This window comes from Alistipes timonensis JC136 (genome assembly GCF_900107675.1).
Taxonomy (GTDB): Bacteria; Bacteroidota; Bacteroidia; order Bacteroidales; family Rikenellaceae; genus Alistipes; species Alistipes timonensis.
Genome location: NZ_FNRI01000001.1, coordinates 282,290 through 298,484 on the forward strand (window position 1 = coordinate 282,290; position 16,195 = coordinate 298,484).

Genomic DNA, 16,195 nt, shown 5'->3' on the forward strand with positions numbered 1-16,195 from the left:
CCCAAGCTATGTTTCGCAAGGTTTTCATATATGCGCTGGGGGCGGCTTTTCTGGCTGTCGGCACGCTGCACGCCCAGCAGCCGAAGGTCGAGGCCCGCATCGCCGGGCTGGAAGGCAATGCAGAGTACATGTCGTTGCTGAAGGAGGATGCCCGGTTGCAGATACGCGAGGATTCGATCGTGAACGCCGTGGAGCGCATGCGCCGGCGGTTGCGCGAGGACCCCTCGCGGCGTCAGGAGTTTTCGCAGGAGATATTGCAGCTGGAGAGCCGGATTTTCGAGATCCGCAATGCCAAGGGGCGTCTGATCGACCGCATCAACACCATCGAGCAGGAGTGGGTTCTGGCCAACCTGGACGGTGCGGCACAGCGGCCGGTAGGGCCTGTTGGGAGCGATCCCGCAGCGGCGGTGCCCGATTCGCTGAAGGTTCGCAACCTGGTGGACAATCTCTATTTCCGCGAACACCTCTCGCCCGAGGACTATGCGGCCCTGCGCAATGCCCAGAAATTGGAGATGCGGGCCGTGGATTATATCAACCGCTATTTCGCCAACTACGGAACGCTCTCCGAGCTGGCCGAATCCTACGCCGCGGTGCAGGCCGAAGCCGAGGCGGTGGAGATTTACGAACGTTACCGGGCATTGGAGGGGATGAATCGCGTGCTGGCCGACTCGCTGGCCGCGACGTGGAATTATATCTTCGACAATAAGAATTACGCCTACGGCTACCTGCTCGACAAGATGGGCAAGGAGGATATTCTCGCCCGTGAGGAGGAGGCGCTTTCGGAGGCCGCGCGGCAGTTGTCGGCACTGCATGGCGAGACGGCTTCGGACGCCGTGGCGGACTACCTGCTGCGCAAGCGGGTAATCGTCGATTATGAGGCTTCGGTGGCCGGGGTGCTGGCGCTGGACGCCGCGCGCGACTCGCTGAGAGGCGTGGCGGCGCAGTTGGAGGCGATCGATTACCGCCTGCCGCGGGTCGATGTTGCCGAACGCTATTTCCTCGACTATGACAGCGTGGCGTTCTCGTCGACGCCGAAATATTCCTATCAGCATCCGATTCCCGAATGCAAGGTCTACGCCAACGGCACGATTTACCGCATCCTGCTGGGGACCTACAACACCAAGCGCGCCGCGGCGACGTTCCGGGGGGCCTATCCGCTCTTCTATCTGGTGAACGACGCCGGCAAGTGGTGCTACTATACGGGCGGCTTCGCCACGCTGGACGAGGCCGAAGCGGCGCAGGCATTGCTGAAAAAGCGCGGCTTCGTGCGGCCCGAGATTGTGGTGTGGACCGACGGTGCGTACCGTAACCTGTCGCTCGAACCCGATTCGCAGAAGCTCCTCTATCGGGTTGAAATCACCGGGACCGACGCCCTGTCGGACGAAGTGAAGCAGCTGATCGCCGCCACGGCCGAGGGCTATGAGCTGTCGCGCGTGGGCCAGCAGCTCTTTATCATCGGGTCGTTCGACGACAAGGCCGTTGCCGACCGTTTGGCCGACGCCATACGGCAAACGGACGCCGCATTGGAAATAAAAGTCGCGGAGATAGCGGAATAACCGAAAAATTTCCCTATCTTTATTGCAATATTATACAGCCTTATGGAGATATTCTATATCGTACTGCTCATTTTCTTCGGCCTGCTGTTCTTGGTGGCCGAACTCGTCCTGCTGCCCGGCGTGTCGATCGGCGCCCTGCTGGCGCTGGTCTGCTACGGAAGTTCGGTCTACCTCGCTTTCCGCGATTTCGGGACCGGGGCGGGAATCCTGGTCATCGTCATTATTCTGGTGCTGTCGCTCGTCGCCACGGTCATTTCCCTGCGGGCGAAGACGTGGCAGCGGTTCTCGCTCAAACAGGAAATCCGTTCGTCGAGCACGCCCGTCATGCCCGCCGAGGAGTTGCAGGTCGGCGACCGCGGCGTGACCCTCTCGCGCCTCTCGCCCATGGGCAAGGTCGAGATCGGCGGACGCACCTACGAGGCCAAGTCGCTCGGGGCCTATGTCGACCCGCAGCGCGATATCGAGGTCGTGGGCTTCGAGAATTTCAGCGTTATCGTAAAAACTATCAAATAACACTACACTATGGATTTACAGGCAGGAATGATCGTATTGATCGTCTTTGTGAGCCTTTTTGCGATCTGGCTCCTCTTCTACTTCATCCCGGTGGGACTGTGGTTCTCGGCTTTGGTGTCGGGGGTACGCATCAGCCTGCTGCAACTCGTCCTGATGCGTTGGCGCAAGGTGCCGCCCTCGGTGATCGTCTCCTCGATGATCGAGAGCACGAAGGCAGGTCTTTCGCTCAATCCCAACGAACTGGAGGCCCACTATCTCGCCGGCGGTAACGTTACGAGCGTGGTGCATGCCCTCGTTTCGGCGCAGAAGGCCAATATCCTGCTGGACTTCAAAATGGCGACGGCCATCGACCTGGCGGGCCGCGACGTGTTCGAGGCCGTGCAGATGTCCGTGAATCCGAAAGTCATCAATACGCCTCCCGTAGCCGCCGTGGCCAAGGACGGTATTCAGTTGATCGCCAAGGCCCGCGTTACGGTGCGTGCCAACATCAAACAGCTGGTCGGCGGAGCCGGTGAGGAGACCGTGCTGGCGCGTGTCGGCGAGGGCATCGTTTCGTCGATCGGTTCGGCGGCGTCGCACAAGATCGTGCTCGAGAATCCCGATTCGATCTCGCGCGTAGTGCTCGAAAAGGGCCTCGATGCAGGAACGGCTTTCGAGATACTCTCGATCGACATCGCCGATATCGACGTGGGCAAGAACATCGGGGCGCAGCTGCAGATGGATCAGGCGCAGGCCGACAAGAACATCGCTCAGGCGAAAGCCGAGGAGCGTCGTGCAATGGCCGTGGCTCTCGAGCAGGAGAACAAGGCCAAGGCGCAGGACGCCCGCGCCAAGGTGATCCTCGCCGAAGCCGAGGTGCCGCTGGCCATGGCCGAAGCCTTTCGCAACGGCAACCTGGGTATCATGGACTACTACAAGATGAAGAATATCATGGCCGATACGCAGATGCGCGAGACCATTGCGAAACCGGAGAAGAAATAACTCCGAGGGATTTGTTATCAGGGGTGCGCGTCGTGCGCGCCCTTTTTTGTGAAATATTCCGAACGCTATGAAAAGATACTTTTTGATTCTCTGCTTCCTCCTTGCCGCGGCGACCGTCTCTGCGGCCCGGATCGACACCGTGGCGGTTTTCAGTGCGAAGATGCAGCGCGACATTCCGGCGCTGGTCGTGGTGCCCGATGCCGGTATCGGGCAGCGTATGCCCGTCCTTTACCTGTTGCACGGTTACAGCGGCTCGCACATGACCTGGCAGCGAGATGTCACGGACCTGCGCCCGCTGGCCGACGCTTACGGCATGATCATCGCCTGCCCCGACGGCGAGAACAGCTGGTATTGGGACAGCCCCCTCGATCCCGCGTCGCAGTTCGAAACCTTCGTGTCGCAGGAGTTCCCCGACTGGATCGATGCGCACTACCTGACGATCCCCTCGCGCGAGGGACGTGCCATCACGGGCCTCAGCATGGGTGGTCACGGCGCTTTGTGGACGGCTTTGCGCCATAAGGACCGCTTCGGGGCCGCAGGTTCGACCTCGGGAGGCGTGGACATCCGCCCTTTCCCCGATTCGTGGGAGATGAAAAAACAGTTGGGTGAACTGAAAGAGAATCCCGAACGCTGGGATGCACATACGATCATCAATCAGGCGGACGGGCTTCGCGACGGCGAACTGGCCCTCGTGATCGACTGCGGCTATCAGGATTTCTTCTATCAGGTGAATGTGAACCTGCACGAGAAGCTGATGCGGCGCGGCGTGAGCCACGATTTCCTGACGCGTCCCGGGGAGCACAACTCGGCCTACTGGTCCAACTCGCTCCCCTATCAGGTGCTCTTTTTCCACCGCTATTTCCAGCGGCAGATTCCTCCGGAAGCGGTGGCTGTCGCAACGGGACGGCGGGTGGTCTTCATCGGTGATTCGATCACCGACGGCAACTGGGGCAAAGGCGACGGCAAACGCTCGTCCGACCGGAATCTCTGGGACCGTAACCACCTCTACGGCAGCGGTTATATGTATTTGTGCGCCACCTATTATCAAGGTTATTTCCCGGAACGCGGTTATCTGTTCTTCAACCGCGGTGTGGGCGGCAATACGCTCGGTGAACTCGCGGACCGCTGGCAGGAGGATGTCGTGGATCTGCGTCCCGACGTGCTGTCGGTGCTGGTCGGCACGAACGACGTATGGCGTTATCTGCACGGGCTGATGACCGGCGGTGCGGCGAAACCGGAGTTCGATTTCGCAGGCTGGGAGAAAACCTACCGCCGCCTGCTCGACGAGGCCCGGCGGGCGAATCCCGACCTGAAAATCCTGCTCTGCACGCCGTTCGCCGCACCTTCCGGGGCGGTTGTCGAGGGGATTCAAGGCGAATATTATCCCCTGCGGCAACAACTGCTGGCACAGTGCTGTGCGGTGATCGAACGGATTGCCGCCGATTACGGCGCGGCCCTCGTGCCGTTCCACCGGCTGGTTGCCGGCCTCGAAACGGCGCTGCCGAACGGCGACGCGACCTACTGGGTGTGGGACGGCATCCACCCCACGCCCGCCTGCCACCGCCGGATGGCCGACTGCTGGATCGAAGCCGCCGCCTGGAGCGGGGCGATGGAGTAAACGAAAACGAGAGCCTTTGCGGGCTCTCGTTTCCGTTTAATAAACCTCCTCGGGAAGCGTTTCGCCGACAGGTTCCCCTTCGAGGTTGTCGCGCCATTTGATCGCGGCGTGCGTGCCGTCGCAGTAGGGCTTGTTCGCCGACTGCCCGCAGCGGCAGACGACCACGCGGTTGCGGATTTCGTAGGTTTTGCCCGTCTCGCGCCGCAGGGCGATGCCGCCGCGAATCCACAGCCCGCCGCTGCTGCCGATGGTGACATCCTCGATCAGTCCGAGACTGGGTTCGAAGCGGAATTCGAAGGGTTTTCCCGAACTTTTGTCCCACGCCGTGAGCCGGCCGCCGGGGCACATCGACGCCTCGCGGATCGCCATCCGGCGCGCTTCGGGGGCGGACGATTGCTCGGTGAGCGACCATGCATCGCCCTCCGGGTGGCAGAAGCGCGCGAAGACGCAGTATTTGGGGTTGTCGGTCATGTCGAGCGTGCCCCCTTCGATCACCTCGGCCTTGTCGAGCAGCGGCTCGGAATGCGCCGTGAGAGTCGGGTCCCACATGGCCTTTTCGTGGCTCCCGTCGCAGTAGGGCTTGCGCTGAGACGCCCCGCAGCGGCAGAGCGCCGTGGGTTCGGCCTCGGTCGAGAAGTGGCGGCCCTCCTGGAAATACCAGCTCTCGTTGTTCTCGTTGGGCATGATGAACTGCTCGGCCAGCGGCGGGCGTCCGTAGACCAGATAGGGCCCTTTTTCGGTCACGGTGATACTGAAACGTTCTCCGGCGGGGGAACTTCCCGTCTCGATTTTCAATTTCGACATACTATATGCGTTTCTGATTCGTTAGTGAACCGGTGGCAATAATTGTTCCCAAATGCAATTATTTGGAACGGGCTTGTAGGAATTATCCCGCTTTTTGGTATCTTTGGTGCCGTAACGGCACTTTTAGAGGGCGGAAAGTTTTGCCGGACCGTGCGCGATTCGGTTTTGCAGCCGTCCGATTTTTATTATCTTTGCAACTGATTTTGAAACTGAAATAAGATAAAATGAGCTATATGAAAAGATTCGCAGGGTTGGTTTGCGCTGTCGCGGCCATCGTATTTTTCGCTTCGTGCAGCAAGGACAAGGAGTCGGGCAGTCTCTCGTTCAACTCCCCGGCCGTATTCCTGTCGGCGGGCCAGACCGTAACGGTGGGCTTCAAGTCCGTCAACCTCCAGAATCTCTCGGTGACCAACAAACCTACGGGCTGGGCCGAACCGACGATCGACGTTGCGGCGCAAACCCTGACGATCACGGCCCCCGCTACGTTCGACGACGACGAGGTAAGGACCGGTTCGCTGGTGCTGGCCGGGACTCCCAAGGGCGGTTCGTCGGTCTCGGCGACGCTCTTCGTGGGAGTGGTCGAGAGCAAGGACCTGAGCGGTAAGCCCGCTAACAGCTATATTGTCAGCAAGCCGGATCATAACTACCTGATCAGCGCCATGCACCGGGGCGACATTATGGCGGTGCTTCCGGCATCGGTGGATGTGGTGTGGCAGAGCAAGTCGGGGCTGATCCAGTATACGGAACTCCGGGAGGACGGCAAGGTGTCGTTCTATGTGGGGGCCGACAGCGACGACGAGAAGAAGATCAAAGAGGGCAACGCCGTGATCGGCGCCTACGACGCCGGCGGCACGCTGATCTGGAGCTGGCACATCTGGGCCGTGAACTACGACCCTGAAAAAACGGAAAATCAGGTTGTTTTCAACGGCTATGCGATGATGAACCGCAATCTTGGTGCGCTGGCCAATGACAATTCGACGGCCGAGAAGATTCTCGCCTCCTACGGACTTTACTACCAGTGGGGCCGCAAGGACCCGTTCATCGGCCCGAGTTCGTATAACGCCGCCAACGGCGCGTCGGCCAGCATGTACAACGGGGGCGGTAGCCGCGTCTACATGAAGACCGAGGTTTCGAGTGCCGAAGCCGGAACGATGGACTACGCCGTGCGGAATCCGCTGACGTTTATCGTAGGTGTCTCCGGTTCGGAGTACGACTGGCTGTGGAGCGCCCATTCCGACGACCTCTGGGGCGATACGAAGACCGTCAACGACCCCTGCCCCTACGGCTGGCGCGTGGCTCCCGCGGCGGCTTTCAACGATTTGTCGATTGTCGGAGCTCCCGCGGCGGGCGATGCGGACAAGTTCGGCTGGACGCTGGGTGAGAACGGTAACGAGTCGCTGTTTATCGGTGCAGGACGCCGCATCTACCGGCATACGCAGGAGAACGACACGCAGGGCGGCGGAAGCATCCAGAATTTCTATCCGACGCCCATTGATAAGCAGGTCCGCAGTTCGGCCCTCTACAACCAGCCCTGGGTCGGGTATTATTGGACGACCGGGACGGTTGCCGGAACCCAATCCTCGGCCTTCTATTTCTGGTTCGACAAGGCTGACCCGGCAAACAGCGGGGTTCAGAACAATACGCCGCAGCGTCGCGCCAACGGTATGCAGGTGCGCTGCGTAAAAGTGGAGTAACGCAAACTTACGAAGAAACCCAACCGTCGGGCCGGCCATGTCGCCGGCCCGTTTTGTTTGGTATAACTGTTGCGGGGCGGGATACTAAAAATCCCCGGCCATGAAAATCAATACAGGAAAAGGTTCCATATCGCTTGTCGTCCTGCTGGCCATCTGGTCCGTGTCGGCCATCGCTTCGCTGCCCGGACTGGCCATATCCCCCATTTTGGGCGACCTGAACAAGGTGTTTCCCAAGGTCACCGACCTCGAGATACAGATGCTCACGTCGCTGCCCTCGCTGCTGATAATCCCCTTCGTGCTGCTCTCGGGAAAGCTCTCCGAAGGCCGCGACAAACTCACGATCCTGATCGTCGGGCTCTCGATCTTCTTCCTGAGCGGCGTGGCGTGCCTCTTTGCCCGTAGCATGACGTGGCTGATCGTCATCAGCTGTATCCTCGGCATCGGGGCCGGGATGGTCATTCCCTTTTCGACGGGTCTCGTTGTCGATTATTTTACGGGCGATTACCGCGTCCGGCAGCTGGGTTACAGCTCGGCGATCAACAACCTGACGCTCGTGATAGCCACCGTGGTCACGGGCTACCTGGCCGATGTCGATTGGCACCTCCCCTTTCTGGTCTACACCCTGCCGGGCATCTCGCTGGCGCTCTCGTTCTTCCTCAAACGGCGGCGTTCGGACCCCGAACCCGAGCAGAGCATTCAGCTGCGCCACAAGCGCATCGACCGCGGCAAGCTGGCAGGGCTGATGCTGTTCTACTTCTTCGTCACCTACGCCGTGCTGGCCGTGGCGTTCTACGCCTCGTTTCTGATCGACGACTACAAGATCGACAGCTCTTTCTCGGGGGTGCTGATCTCGCTGTTCTTCCTGGCGATCATGCTGCCGGGGCTCTTCATCGACCGGATCATCGGCCTGCTGAAACGGAATGTCAACCTCGTGTCGCTGGGGCTGGTCTGCGCGGGACTGCTGTGCGTCGGGATTTTCCGCGGCAAGGCGATGCTCGTCGTCGGGGCCCTGCTCACGGGATTCGGCTACGGGGTGATGCAGCCCGTCGTTTACGACAAGGCCGCTACCATCGCTCCGCCCCGCTCGGCGACCCTTGCGCTGTCGTTTGTCATGGCGATGAACTACCTGGCCGTGATGGTTTGCCCCTTTATCGTGGATTTGTTCCGGCACTTGTTCCACACCCACAGCGACCGGTTTCCGTTCTTTTTCAACGCCGCACTGGTGCTTGTCGTGGCTCTCGTCACGTGGCGCCGCCGCGGGAATTTCACGCTCGGACTCGACGAGTCGTATTACAAAAGCTGACTATAAGTTTTGAAATGATGTAAAAAGTTTTATTTTTGTGCTAAAAGGTTGCAAGCAAATAAAACTTTTTATATGATGAACAGAATTTTACTCGCGGCTGTCCTGGCCGTAAGCGCCGCTATGTCCGGCTGTGCCGAAAAACAGAATGCGCATCCGTCCGTAAAAATTACGCCGACGATCAAAACCCGTGTGACGGGGCTTCATTTCGACTCCGGGGATCAGGTTGGACTAAGCATTCTCAAAGGGGCCGACGCCTATGTCACGAACCATCCGATGACCTACGAGGGTTCGGCTTTTTCGGGTTCGGGGCTGCTGTGGTATAACAACCTGAACGAGACGTCGACGCTCACGGCTTATCATCCCTACTCCTCTGCGGGAGTGCCTGCGGAGTTTTCCGTGGCGGCGGATCAGACCGGCGGATATGCATCCTCCGACCTGCTGGGAGCCGTGAAACGCGATGTGACGCCCGGGAGCGCCCCGGTGGGCATGGTTTTCTACCACCTGATGTCGCAACTTACCATTGTCATTACGAACAATTCCGAAGCGGCGGTCGCGTCCGTCTCCGTGGGCGGGCTCGTGCCGACGGCGACCGTGGACCTGACCGTTCCGACGGCCGCGGCCAAGGCGGGTGCTGCTGTGGAGGAAGTCAGGGCTTTCGAGATGACGCCCGGCAAATCCTACCGCGTAATCTTGGTTCCCCAGCAGGCGGCGCTGACCGTCACGGTCGGAACATCCGATGGTAAGAGTCACAGCAAGACCATTGCCGCGGCGTTGCTCGAGAGCGGCAAACAATACGATATGTCGGTCACGGTGACCAATGTCGATATCTCCGTTTCGCTGAGCGGCGATGTCAGCGATTGGGGCGACGGCGGGTCGCTCGGTGACGGTGGCGGCGACGATACCGGGGAGTTGACTTACGGGGATGACACCTACCCCACGGCGAAGATCGGCGGGCGGGTGTGGATGGCTGAAAACCTGCGCTATAAGCCAGCGGGAGCGGTGGAGGGAACGGATATGTGGCCTTCCCAGTCGGGGCTCTCCGCGGGGATGCTCTACAACTATGCCACGGCAACGGGCGGCGTTTCGACGACCGGAGGTGCGCCCGTGCAGGGCATCTGTCCCGCCGGGTGGCATCTTCCCACCGCTGCGGAATTCGAGTCGCTGATCGCGGCCGAGCGGCCCGACGGTTTTCTCGACTACGCCGGATTCCGGAATGAAAACGGTTACGGCGATAGTTCCAGAGGATATCTGCTCGGCGGCGATCCCTCCGGTGCGGACCGGGTCCGGTGTCTCTCCTACTCGGAAGATTCGGCGCCTGCCATCAAAGATATGCTGACCGGGTACTTTTTCCCGCTTCGCTGCGTGAAGGATTGAAAACAGAAGGTCCCGCCGTTTGGCGGGACCTTCTGTTTGCGCTTAGTCGCGGTTCAGGAAGAAGATCGGGATGTTGGCCAGGAAGACATCCTTGCCCGAGAGCTGCGACCGCTTTTCGAGCAGCTCGCTCAGCAGAATGTCGCCGATCACGTAGTTGCTCTCCTCGCTGGTGAACTGCTCGTGTATCTTCGAGAAGTTCAGGATCTTCTGCACTTCGGTCTCCTTGTAGCGGGCATAGATTTTCAGCGTGATGTCGGTCGTGTAGTCGGGTTTTTCGATGTAATTCATCTTCTTGTACTCGTAGCGGTAGTTGTTCAGCCGCGCCATGATGTCGCTCAGGATCGACGAGGCCGTGGGCAGGCTTCCCGCACCTTTGCCGAACATGAACTGACGGTCGTAGCATTCTCCGCGGATCACCACGCCGTTGTACTCGTCGTCGACGCTGTAAATGTATTTCGCGGGCGTCACGAACTCCGGCATGACGAACATCGTGAAGTGCCGGTCGCTGACTTTCACCACCTGGGCTACCAGTTTGATTTTCACGTTTTTCTCACGGGCGTACTGAATATCCGAATCGTGGATCGTCGAGATGCCGTAGGTGAAGATGCGGTCCGGGGCGACGTAGGTTCCCAGGGCGTGTACCGTGATGATGACCAGTTTGAACAGCGAGTCGTAGCCCTCGATGTCGAACGAGGGATCGCTCTCGGCGAAGCCCAGCGCTTGCGCCTGCGCCAGTGCGCTGGCATAGGAGTCCTTGTGGTCGAAGACCCGCGAAAGTATATAGTTCGACGAGCCGTTCAGGATGCCTTTCACCTCCAGCAGCAGGTCGTTGTCGTAATACTCCTCGAGGTTGCGGATCACGGGAATAGAACCGCAGGACGAAGCGTCGTAGAGCAGCGCCACGTTGCGGGTTTTCTGGATCTCGATCAGCTCCGGGAGGTTTCGGGCCAGCATCGTCTTGCTGCCCGACACGACCGGAATGCCCCGCAGCAGGGCCCGTTTCACGATGTCGTAGGCTGCCCGGGCGTCGTCGATGACCTCGACGACCAGATTGATGCTGGGGTTATCGAGGATTTCGTCTACCGAGGTGGTGAAAAGCGACGGGTCCACGGCGATCTTTCGCGGCTTTTTAGGGTCGCGGACGCAGATTTTCACGATCTCCGCGTGGGCGTTTTTCGATTTGCGCACCACTTCGTAGATGCCCTGTCCGACGACGCCGAAGCCGAACAGTCCGATTTTGATTTTGCTCATAAGGTATCTGGTTTTAGTTTTTCATGAACGGGAGCAGGATGTCGTTCAGCTGTTCGTACTCCACGAGGAATCCGTCGTGGCCGAACGGCGAGTCGATCTCGTGGTAGACGCTGCCGGGGATCATCGTGTGCAGGCGCCGCATCTCGGCCGGGGTGAAGATGATGTCGGTGGTGATGCCGACGACCAGCGTGCGGGCTTTGATACCCGCCAGGGCTTGCTCCAGCCCGCCGCGTCCGCGTCCTGCATCGTGGGTGTCGAATGCGTTGAGAATCGTGTAGTAGGAATAGGCATTGTAACGGCGGCAGAGCTTTTCGCCCTGATACTGCTGGTAGGTGCAGGCCCGGTGCACCGCGGGAGTCTCCCCGCGGTCCTGCTGGGTGAGGTTGTAGCCTTCGGGACCGCGGTAGCTCAGCAGGCCGATGGCCCGGGCCGCCGCAAGCCCCTTCATTCCGGCGTCGTCGCGCGCCTCCCCGAAGGTCGTGTCGGCCTCGATGGCCATGCGCTGCGTTTCGTCGATGGCGATGGCCCAGGGCGACGCCTTGGCGTCGGTGGCGATCAACACCAGCCGTTCGATCCGTTCGGGCTCCGAGACGGCCCATTCCACGGCCTGGAATCCCCCGACCGAACTGCCCACCAGCGTTGCGATATGTCCGATGCCGAGGGCGTCGGCCAGCAGCCTGTGCGCCCGGACGATGTCGCGGATGGTGAAGGGCGGAAAGTCTTTGTACCAGGGCTTTCCCGTCGTGGGATTGACGTGCAGCGGGCCCGTCGAGCCGTAGTGCGAACCGATGATGTTGGCGCAGACGACGAAGTGCCGCGCGGGATCGAGGAAACGCCCTGTCTCGACCGTATGGGGCCACCAGTCGGCGACGTCCGAATTGGCCGTCAGCGCGTGGCAGACCCACACCACGTTGTCTTTCGCGGCGTTCAACGTGCCGTAAGTGTGGTAGGCGATCCGCAGTTCCGGCAGCGTGTGGCCCGTTTCCAGTTCAAAAGGTCCGGGGGCTATGTATATCTGCGGTTCCATCAGCCTATTTGGGAAAAAGCCTGTTCGAAATCCTCGATGATGTCGTCGGCATTCTCCAGTCCGAGCGAGATGCGCAGCAGCGTGGGCGTCACGCCTGCCGCCGCGAGGTCGGCGTCGCTGAGTTGCCGGTGGGTCGTCGATGCCGGGTGGGTCACGACGGTGATCGAGTCGCCGATCATAACCATATTGGCCGCCAGCCGGAGCGATTCGACGAAGCGCACGGTGCTTTCCAGCGTGCCTTTCAGTTCAACGTTGAAGACCGCCGAAGAACCGAATCGGTAGTATTTGCGGGCGTTCTCGTGGCTCGGATGGGTGTCGAATCCCACGAAGCTCACGCGCTCTACCTTGGGGTGGCAGCGGCAGTATTCGGCCAGTTTCCGCGCCGATTCCACCTCGTGCCTCACGCGCAGCGAGAGGGTTTCGAGGCCGATCATCATCAGGTAGGAGTCGAACGGCGAAGGGGCGCAGCCCATGTCGCGCAGCCCGTCCACGCGGCATTTGACGATGAACGCCGCCGGGCCGAACGCCTCGTGGAAGTTCAGCCCGTGATACCCCTCCGAGGGGCCGTCGATCTGCGGGAACTTGCCGTTCGCCCAGTTGTAGTTGCCGCCGTCGACGATGATGCCGCCCAGCCCCGTGCCGTGACCGTTGATCCACTTGGTCGCGGAGTCCACGACGATGTTCGCACCCCACTCGAACGGATTGCAGAGATAGCCGGCGGCGCCGAACGTGTTGTCGATGACCAGCGGCACATCGCGCCGCCGGGCCAGATTGCCCAGCCCTTCCAGGTCGGGCACGGCGCAGGTCGGGTTGCCCATGCTTTCGGCGTAGAGCGCCTTGGTGCGGTCGTCGATCAGCGCTTCGAAATCCTCGGGACGTTCGCCGGAAGCTATGCGGCAGTCGATGCCGAGTTTGCGCAGCGTGATGCGGAACTGGTTGTAGGTGCCTCCGTAAAGGAACGGCGAGGCGACGATGTTGTCACCTTCGGCGGCCAGCGAGAGCACGGTGACCAGGATAGCCGACATGCCCGACGATACGGCCAGCGCTCCCACCGCGCCATACAGTGCGGCTATGCGCTGTTCGTAAGCTGTGGTAGTGGGGTTTTGCAGCCGGGTGTAGATGTTGCCCGCCTCGCTCAGTTCGAAGAGTTTGGCTGCCTGGTCGCAGCTTTTGAACCGGTAGGCCGCTGTGGGATAGATCGCCACGCCCCGGGCGCCGGTCGCTTCGTCGGGCTGCAGTCCCGCGTGAATCTGGAGGGTTTCGAATCGGTAATTTTTCGTTTCCATACAGTATGCTGTTTGTTTGAAATCCGTTCATAAAAAAATCCGACCTCAGAGAAGCCGGATTGTGTCAGTTCAGTGCATGATCGAGCTACACCCGGCGAGAACGGTTGCACATCATGGTATCCATCATCATACCGCGATATATTTCGCGGTCCCGCTGGACGTATGTTTTCAGTGCATTCATTTCGCTTGTATAACTCTTACGGTGCAAATATATAAAAAATTTTCGAAACGGGCATTTTTCGGCCGGAATTTTGTCTTTTTGACGATTGTGGACTTTTTTGTGGTGTAAAATGAGCGGAATTTTGTAGTTCTCAAATAATTGCGTATATTTGCATTGAAGAAAGTGCCCCTTATGGGATATATAGGGGTGTAATAGGGATATAAATAAGTGACTATGAGAAAGATCTATTTGCTGCTGGCGGCTGTGGCCCTGGCTGTATCTTCCTGTCAGAAAGATGCTGACGGCGGAGGAAAATCGCCGACCGAACCTCCCGGAACCATTCCGGCGGATTTCGATTGGAAAACAATTCAGGACGTATCAGTGACGGTTGCGGCTCCGGTTGCGGAAGGCGGGACTCCTGCCTACTCCGTAATCAGGGTATATGCTTCGCCGATTTTATCGGAGGAGAATGTCGTAGCCAGGGGCGTCGCCACTGCTGCGGCTCCTTTCAGCACGGCGGTTTCGATACCTGCCGGCGCCCGGAATCTGTATGTGCAGACTACCCTGCCCGACGGGCGCAAGGCCGTGAAGATGGTCGCTGCCGGAGCGTCGGTCAACGTGCCCGGAGCTGCGATGGCAGCCGCCGCGTCGCCGAAAGCCCGCGTTGCGGCAAAGGCGTCGTCCGTGAGCTCGATGCCGGATTATCCGACGATGACCGAGCCCGATGCCGGTTCGTTCGCTCCGCAGGCCGTGATCTCCACCACCCCGTCGAAGAATTTCAACCTCGGGGCCAAGGAGTCGGAGTATGCGGCTGCCGCGTATTACATTCCCGCGGGCGCCGTGATCGACGGCAACATTAACCTGAACGGCAATTACGATCCCAACAAACAGCCCGTGCTGTATGTGAAGGGTAAACTCAACCTCGCATCGCCCAATATCGGCTATGCGACGCTGGCCATCCTGCCGGGCGGCGAAGTGTCTATTTCGGGCAAGCTGACCGCGCAGAATGTCGCCAAGGACCTTCCGGCGCTGTATGTCTTCCCGGGCGGCAAACTCACGGTTGCCGAGGTGAGCTTCTCCGGCAGGGAGGCCGTGAACCTGGGGACGGTGGAGGTTACCGGGAAACTGGACCTGAACAATGCCCTGAAATTCTACAACGGTGCGGGCTCCGTGCTTACGGCCGCCACTTTTAAGTATTCCAATACGGGAGGCCTTTTCAACGACGGTAAGATCGCTGCCGGGGAGTTGGAATTCAATTCGACCGCGGCGTTCGAAAACTGCGAGAACGGTGAGCTGACGGCCGATTATGTGAAGTTCGCCAACCGGACGACGAAATTCTACCAGAAAGGCGCCGCCGACATCGAAGAGATGTACGTGATCGGCGAGGTGTATGTGAATTGCTACACCTATGTAAATACGCTGAAAGTCGAGGGCGGAAGCATCTATATCGCTTCGGGCGCGGCTTTGGTGACCGAGACGGCCGATTTCAACAATGTCAAGGCCGAGTTCGCCGCAGGTTCGCTCTTCATCGCACAGGATTTCGGTCCTGCTCAGGGCGGTAAGAATACCTTTACCTCCAAGGCCGGAGAGTCGGACGTGACGCCGGTGCTGCGTTTCGAGCAGTCGTCGTTCTACTCCAAGGGCGACCAGTACTGGAGCCAGGCTTACACGGCGTTTACCGGGCGGATGGAGGTCGTCGACCCGCATGCCGAGAACAAGTTTTACGTGGCCAAGTGCTTCACCGACGGGGCTTATCTGTCGCTTTCACAACTGACGAACATTCCCGAGAGCGATTGCAACGGCGGCAAGGGGCAGATTACACCCGATCCGGAACCGGAACCCGATCCGTTCGAACTCGTCGAGGGACAGGTCTACACCTACTGCTTCGAGGACAACTGGCCGTGGTTCGGCGACTACGATATGAATGACATCGTTGTCGTGAGCCGTATCGACCGCATGCTTTCGAAGGATGGCGGCAAGGTTTCCGAACTGACGTTCAACTGGGAGCTGAGGGCTGCCGGAACCACCTACGACATCGCCTACGGCGTGCAGATGGATCGGGTGCAGAGTACGAACATTGCATCGGCCGAGTCTTCGCACAAGGGCTTCGGCAGCGGTATGTTCGTCTCGCAGAATCCCGAGTCGGGCAAGAATGCCGTAATCCCGTTCTTCAACGACACGAAGGAGCTGCTGAGTACGTCGAACACCTGGAAGGGTCATACCGCATCGCCGACCGTGAAGCATACGACGAAAGTGACCTTCTCGCAGCCGGTGGACGCCGCTGCCGTGAAGGATTCGGAGATGAACTTCTTCATCGCCGTGAAGTCGCGTTCGAACGAGGTGCACATGCCGGGTTATGCGCCGACAGAGTCGGGTGTTATCGGCAAGGGTTCCTTCCTGCCGTCGGACCCCTACAAGTTCTACATTGCGGAGGGAGATCAGGCCAAGCACAACTACATGATGTGGGCGTTGATGATCCCCGGGGAGTTCAGCTACCCTGCCGAGACCAAGGATATTCGGGTTGCCTACAAGTACTTCATGGACTGGGCGTCGTCGAACGGCACGCAGCACACCGAGTGGTATCTCGAAGAGACCGATGCTGACAAGATCTATTGATCTTTCGGCAGA

The 16,195-nt window shown here is 59.6% G+C and carries 12 protein-coding genes and 1 pseudogene; 9 read left to right on the forward strand and 4 right to left on the reverse strand.

The window, feature by feature from the left end; genetic code table 11:
* Window positions 1–8 precede the first annotated feature (8 nt).
* The 5 genes and pseudogenes from BLU78_RS01095 (at window position 9) to BLU78_RS14175 (ending at window position 4,668) form a co-directional block, all read left to right on the forward strand.
* On the forward strand, window positions 9–1,556 hold the full coding sequence (locus tag BLU78_RS01095) for a hypothetical protein (RefSeq protein ID WP_010259371.1): 1,548 nt from the start codon (window positions 9–11) through the stop codon (window positions 1,554–1,556).
* A gap of 42 nt (window positions 1,557–1,598) precedes the next feature.
* A complete protein-coding gene (locus BLU78_RS01100) occupies window positions 1,599–2,069 on the forward strand; it encodes an NfeD family protein (protein ID WP_010259374.1) in 471 nt (156 codons plus the stop codon).
* Window positions 2,070–2,078: 9 nt separating this feature from the next.
* Window positions 2,079–3,050: a flotillin-like protein FloA gene (floA, locus tag BLU78_RS01105; protein ID WP_010259376.1), complete on the forward strand. Its 972-nt coding sequence runs from the start codon at window positions 2,079–2,081 to the stop codon at window positions 3,048–3,050.
* A gap of 67 nt (window positions 3,051–3,117) precedes the next feature.
* A pseudogene (locus tag BLU78_RS14170) lies at window positions 3,118–3,918 on the forward strand (alpha/beta hydrolase); the annotation flags it as partial.
* A gap of 42 nt (window positions 3,919–3,960) precedes the next feature.
* On the forward strand, window positions 3,961–4,668 hold the full coding sequence (locus tag BLU78_RS14175; RefSeq protein ID WP_231290717.1) for an SGNH/GDSL hydrolase family protein: 708 nt from the start codon (window positions 3,961–3,963) through the stop codon (window positions 4,666–4,668).
* A gap of 36 nt (window positions 4,669–4,704) precedes the next feature.
* Here BLU78_RS14175 and BLU78_RS01120 read toward each other — a convergent pair whose 3' ends face one another.
* The gene (locus BLU78_RS01120; RefSeq protein WP_010259380.1) at window positions 4,705–5,472 is read right to left on the reverse strand and encodes a CDGSH iron-sulfur domain-containing protein; all 768 of its coding nucleotides are present in this window, start codon (window positions 5,470–5,472) and stop codon (window positions 4,705–4,707) included.
* A 233-nt stretch (window positions 5,473–5,705) separates the two neighbouring features.
* Between BLU78_RS01120 and BLU78_RS01125 the strand changes: the two genes are divergently transcribed.
* The 3 genes from BLU78_RS01125 to BLU78_RS01135 all read left to right on the forward strand — a co-directional run bounded on the left by BLU78_RS01125 (window position 5,706) and on the right by BLU78_RS01135 (window position 9,843).
* Complete coding sequence (locus BLU78_RS01125) at window positions 5,706–7,166, forward strand: hypothetical protein (protein WP_044106115.1); 1,461 nt, start codon at window positions 5,706–5,708, stop codon at window positions 7,164–7,166.
* Between the two features lie 100 nt (window positions 7,167–7,266).
* Entirely contained in the window at window positions 7,267–8,469 is a 1,203-nt protein-coding gene (locus BLU78_RS01130) for an MFS transporter (RefSeq protein ID WP_010259385.1), read from the forward strand.
* Window positions 8,470–8,541: 72 nt separating this feature from the next.
* On the forward strand, window positions 8,542–9,843 hold the full coding sequence (locus tag BLU78_RS01135) for a fimbrillin family protein (protein WP_010259387.1): 1,302 nt from the start codon (window positions 8,542–8,544) through the stop codon (window positions 9,841–9,843).
* Between the two features lie 42 nt (window positions 9,844–9,885).
* Here BLU78_RS01135 and BLU78_RS01140 read toward each other — a convergent pair whose 3' ends face one another.
* The 3 genes from BLU78_RS01140 to BLU78_RS01150 are packed head-to-tail and all read right to left on the reverse strand — an operon-like array spanning window position 9,886 to window position 13,407.
* Complete coding sequence (locus tag BLU78_RS01140; RefSeq protein WP_010259389.1) at window positions 9,886–11,094, reverse strand: homoserine dehydrogenase; 1,209 nt, start codon at window positions 11,092–11,094, stop codon at window positions 9,886–9,888.
* Between the two features lie 13 nt (window positions 11,095–11,107).
* A complete protein-coding gene (locus tag BLU78_RS01145) occupies window positions 11,108–12,121 on the reverse strand; it encodes a homoserine O-acetyltransferase family protein (RefSeq protein WP_010259391.1) in 1,014 nt (337 codons plus the stop codon).
* Entirely contained in the window at window positions 12,121–13,407 is a 1,287-nt protein-coding gene (locus tag BLU78_RS01150) for an O-acetylhomoserine aminocarboxypropyltransferase/cysteine synthase family protein (protein WP_010259393.1), read from the reverse strand. Before BLU78_RS01150 ends, BLU78_RS01145 begins: the two co-directional genes overlap by 1 nt.
* A 394-nt stretch (window positions 13,408–13,801) precedes the next feature.
* On the opposite strand from BLU78_RS01150, the gene BLU78_RS01155 reads away from it, so the two are divergent.
* On the forward strand, window positions 13,802–16,183 hold the full coding sequence (locus tag BLU78_RS01155; protein ID WP_010259395.1) for an LruC domain-containing protein: 2,382 nt from the start codon (window positions 13,802–13,804) through the stop codon (window positions 16,181–16,183).
* Window positions 16,184–16,195 lie beyond the last annotated feature (12 nt).

Bases quoted from the DNA above. Each gene is read 5' to 3' on its own strand.
- BLU78_RS01095 (WP_010259371.1), top strand. From the start codon at position 9: ATGTTTCGCAAGGTTTTCATATATGCGCTGGGGGCGGCTTTTCTGGCT.
- BLU78_RS01100 (WP_010259374.1), top strand. From the start codon at position 1,599: ATGGAGATATTCTATATCGTACTGCTCATTTTCTTCGGCCTGCTGTTC.
- floA (WP_010259376.1), top strand. From the start codon at position 2,079: ATGGATTTACAGGCAGGAATGATCGTATTGATCGTCTTTGTGAGCCTT.
- BLU78_RS01120 (WP_010259380.1), bottom strand. From the start codon at position 5,472: ATGTCGAAATTGAAAATCGAGACGGGAAGTTCCCCCGCCGGAGAACGT.
- BLU78_RS01125 (WP_044106115.1), top strand. From the start codon at position 5,706: ATGAAAAGATTCGCAGGGTTGGTTTGCGCTGTCGCGGCCATCGTATTT.
- BLU78_RS01130 (WP_010259385.1), top strand. From the start codon at position 7,267: ATGAAAATCAATACAGGAAAAGGTTCCATATCGCTTGTCGTCCTGCTG.
- BLU78_RS01135 (WP_010259387.1), top strand. From the start codon at position 8,542: ATGATGAACAGAATTTTACTCGCGGCTGTCCTGGCCGTAAGCGCCGCT.
- BLU78_RS01140 (WP_010259389.1), bottom strand. From the start codon at position 11,094: ATGAGCAAAATCAAAATCGGACTGTTCGGCTTCGGCGTCGTCGGACAG.
- BLU78_RS01145 (WP_010259391.1), bottom strand. From the start codon at position 12,121: ATGGAACCGCAGATATACATAGCCCCCGGACCTTTTGAACTGGAAACG.
- BLU78_RS01150 (WP_010259393.1), bottom strand. From the start codon at position 13,407: ATGGAAACGAAAAATTACCGATTCGAAACCCTCCAGATTCACGCGGGA.
- BLU78_RS01155 (WP_010259395.1), top strand. From the start codon at position 13,802: ATGAGAAAGATCTATTTGCTGCTGGCGGCTGTGGCCCTGGCTGTATCT.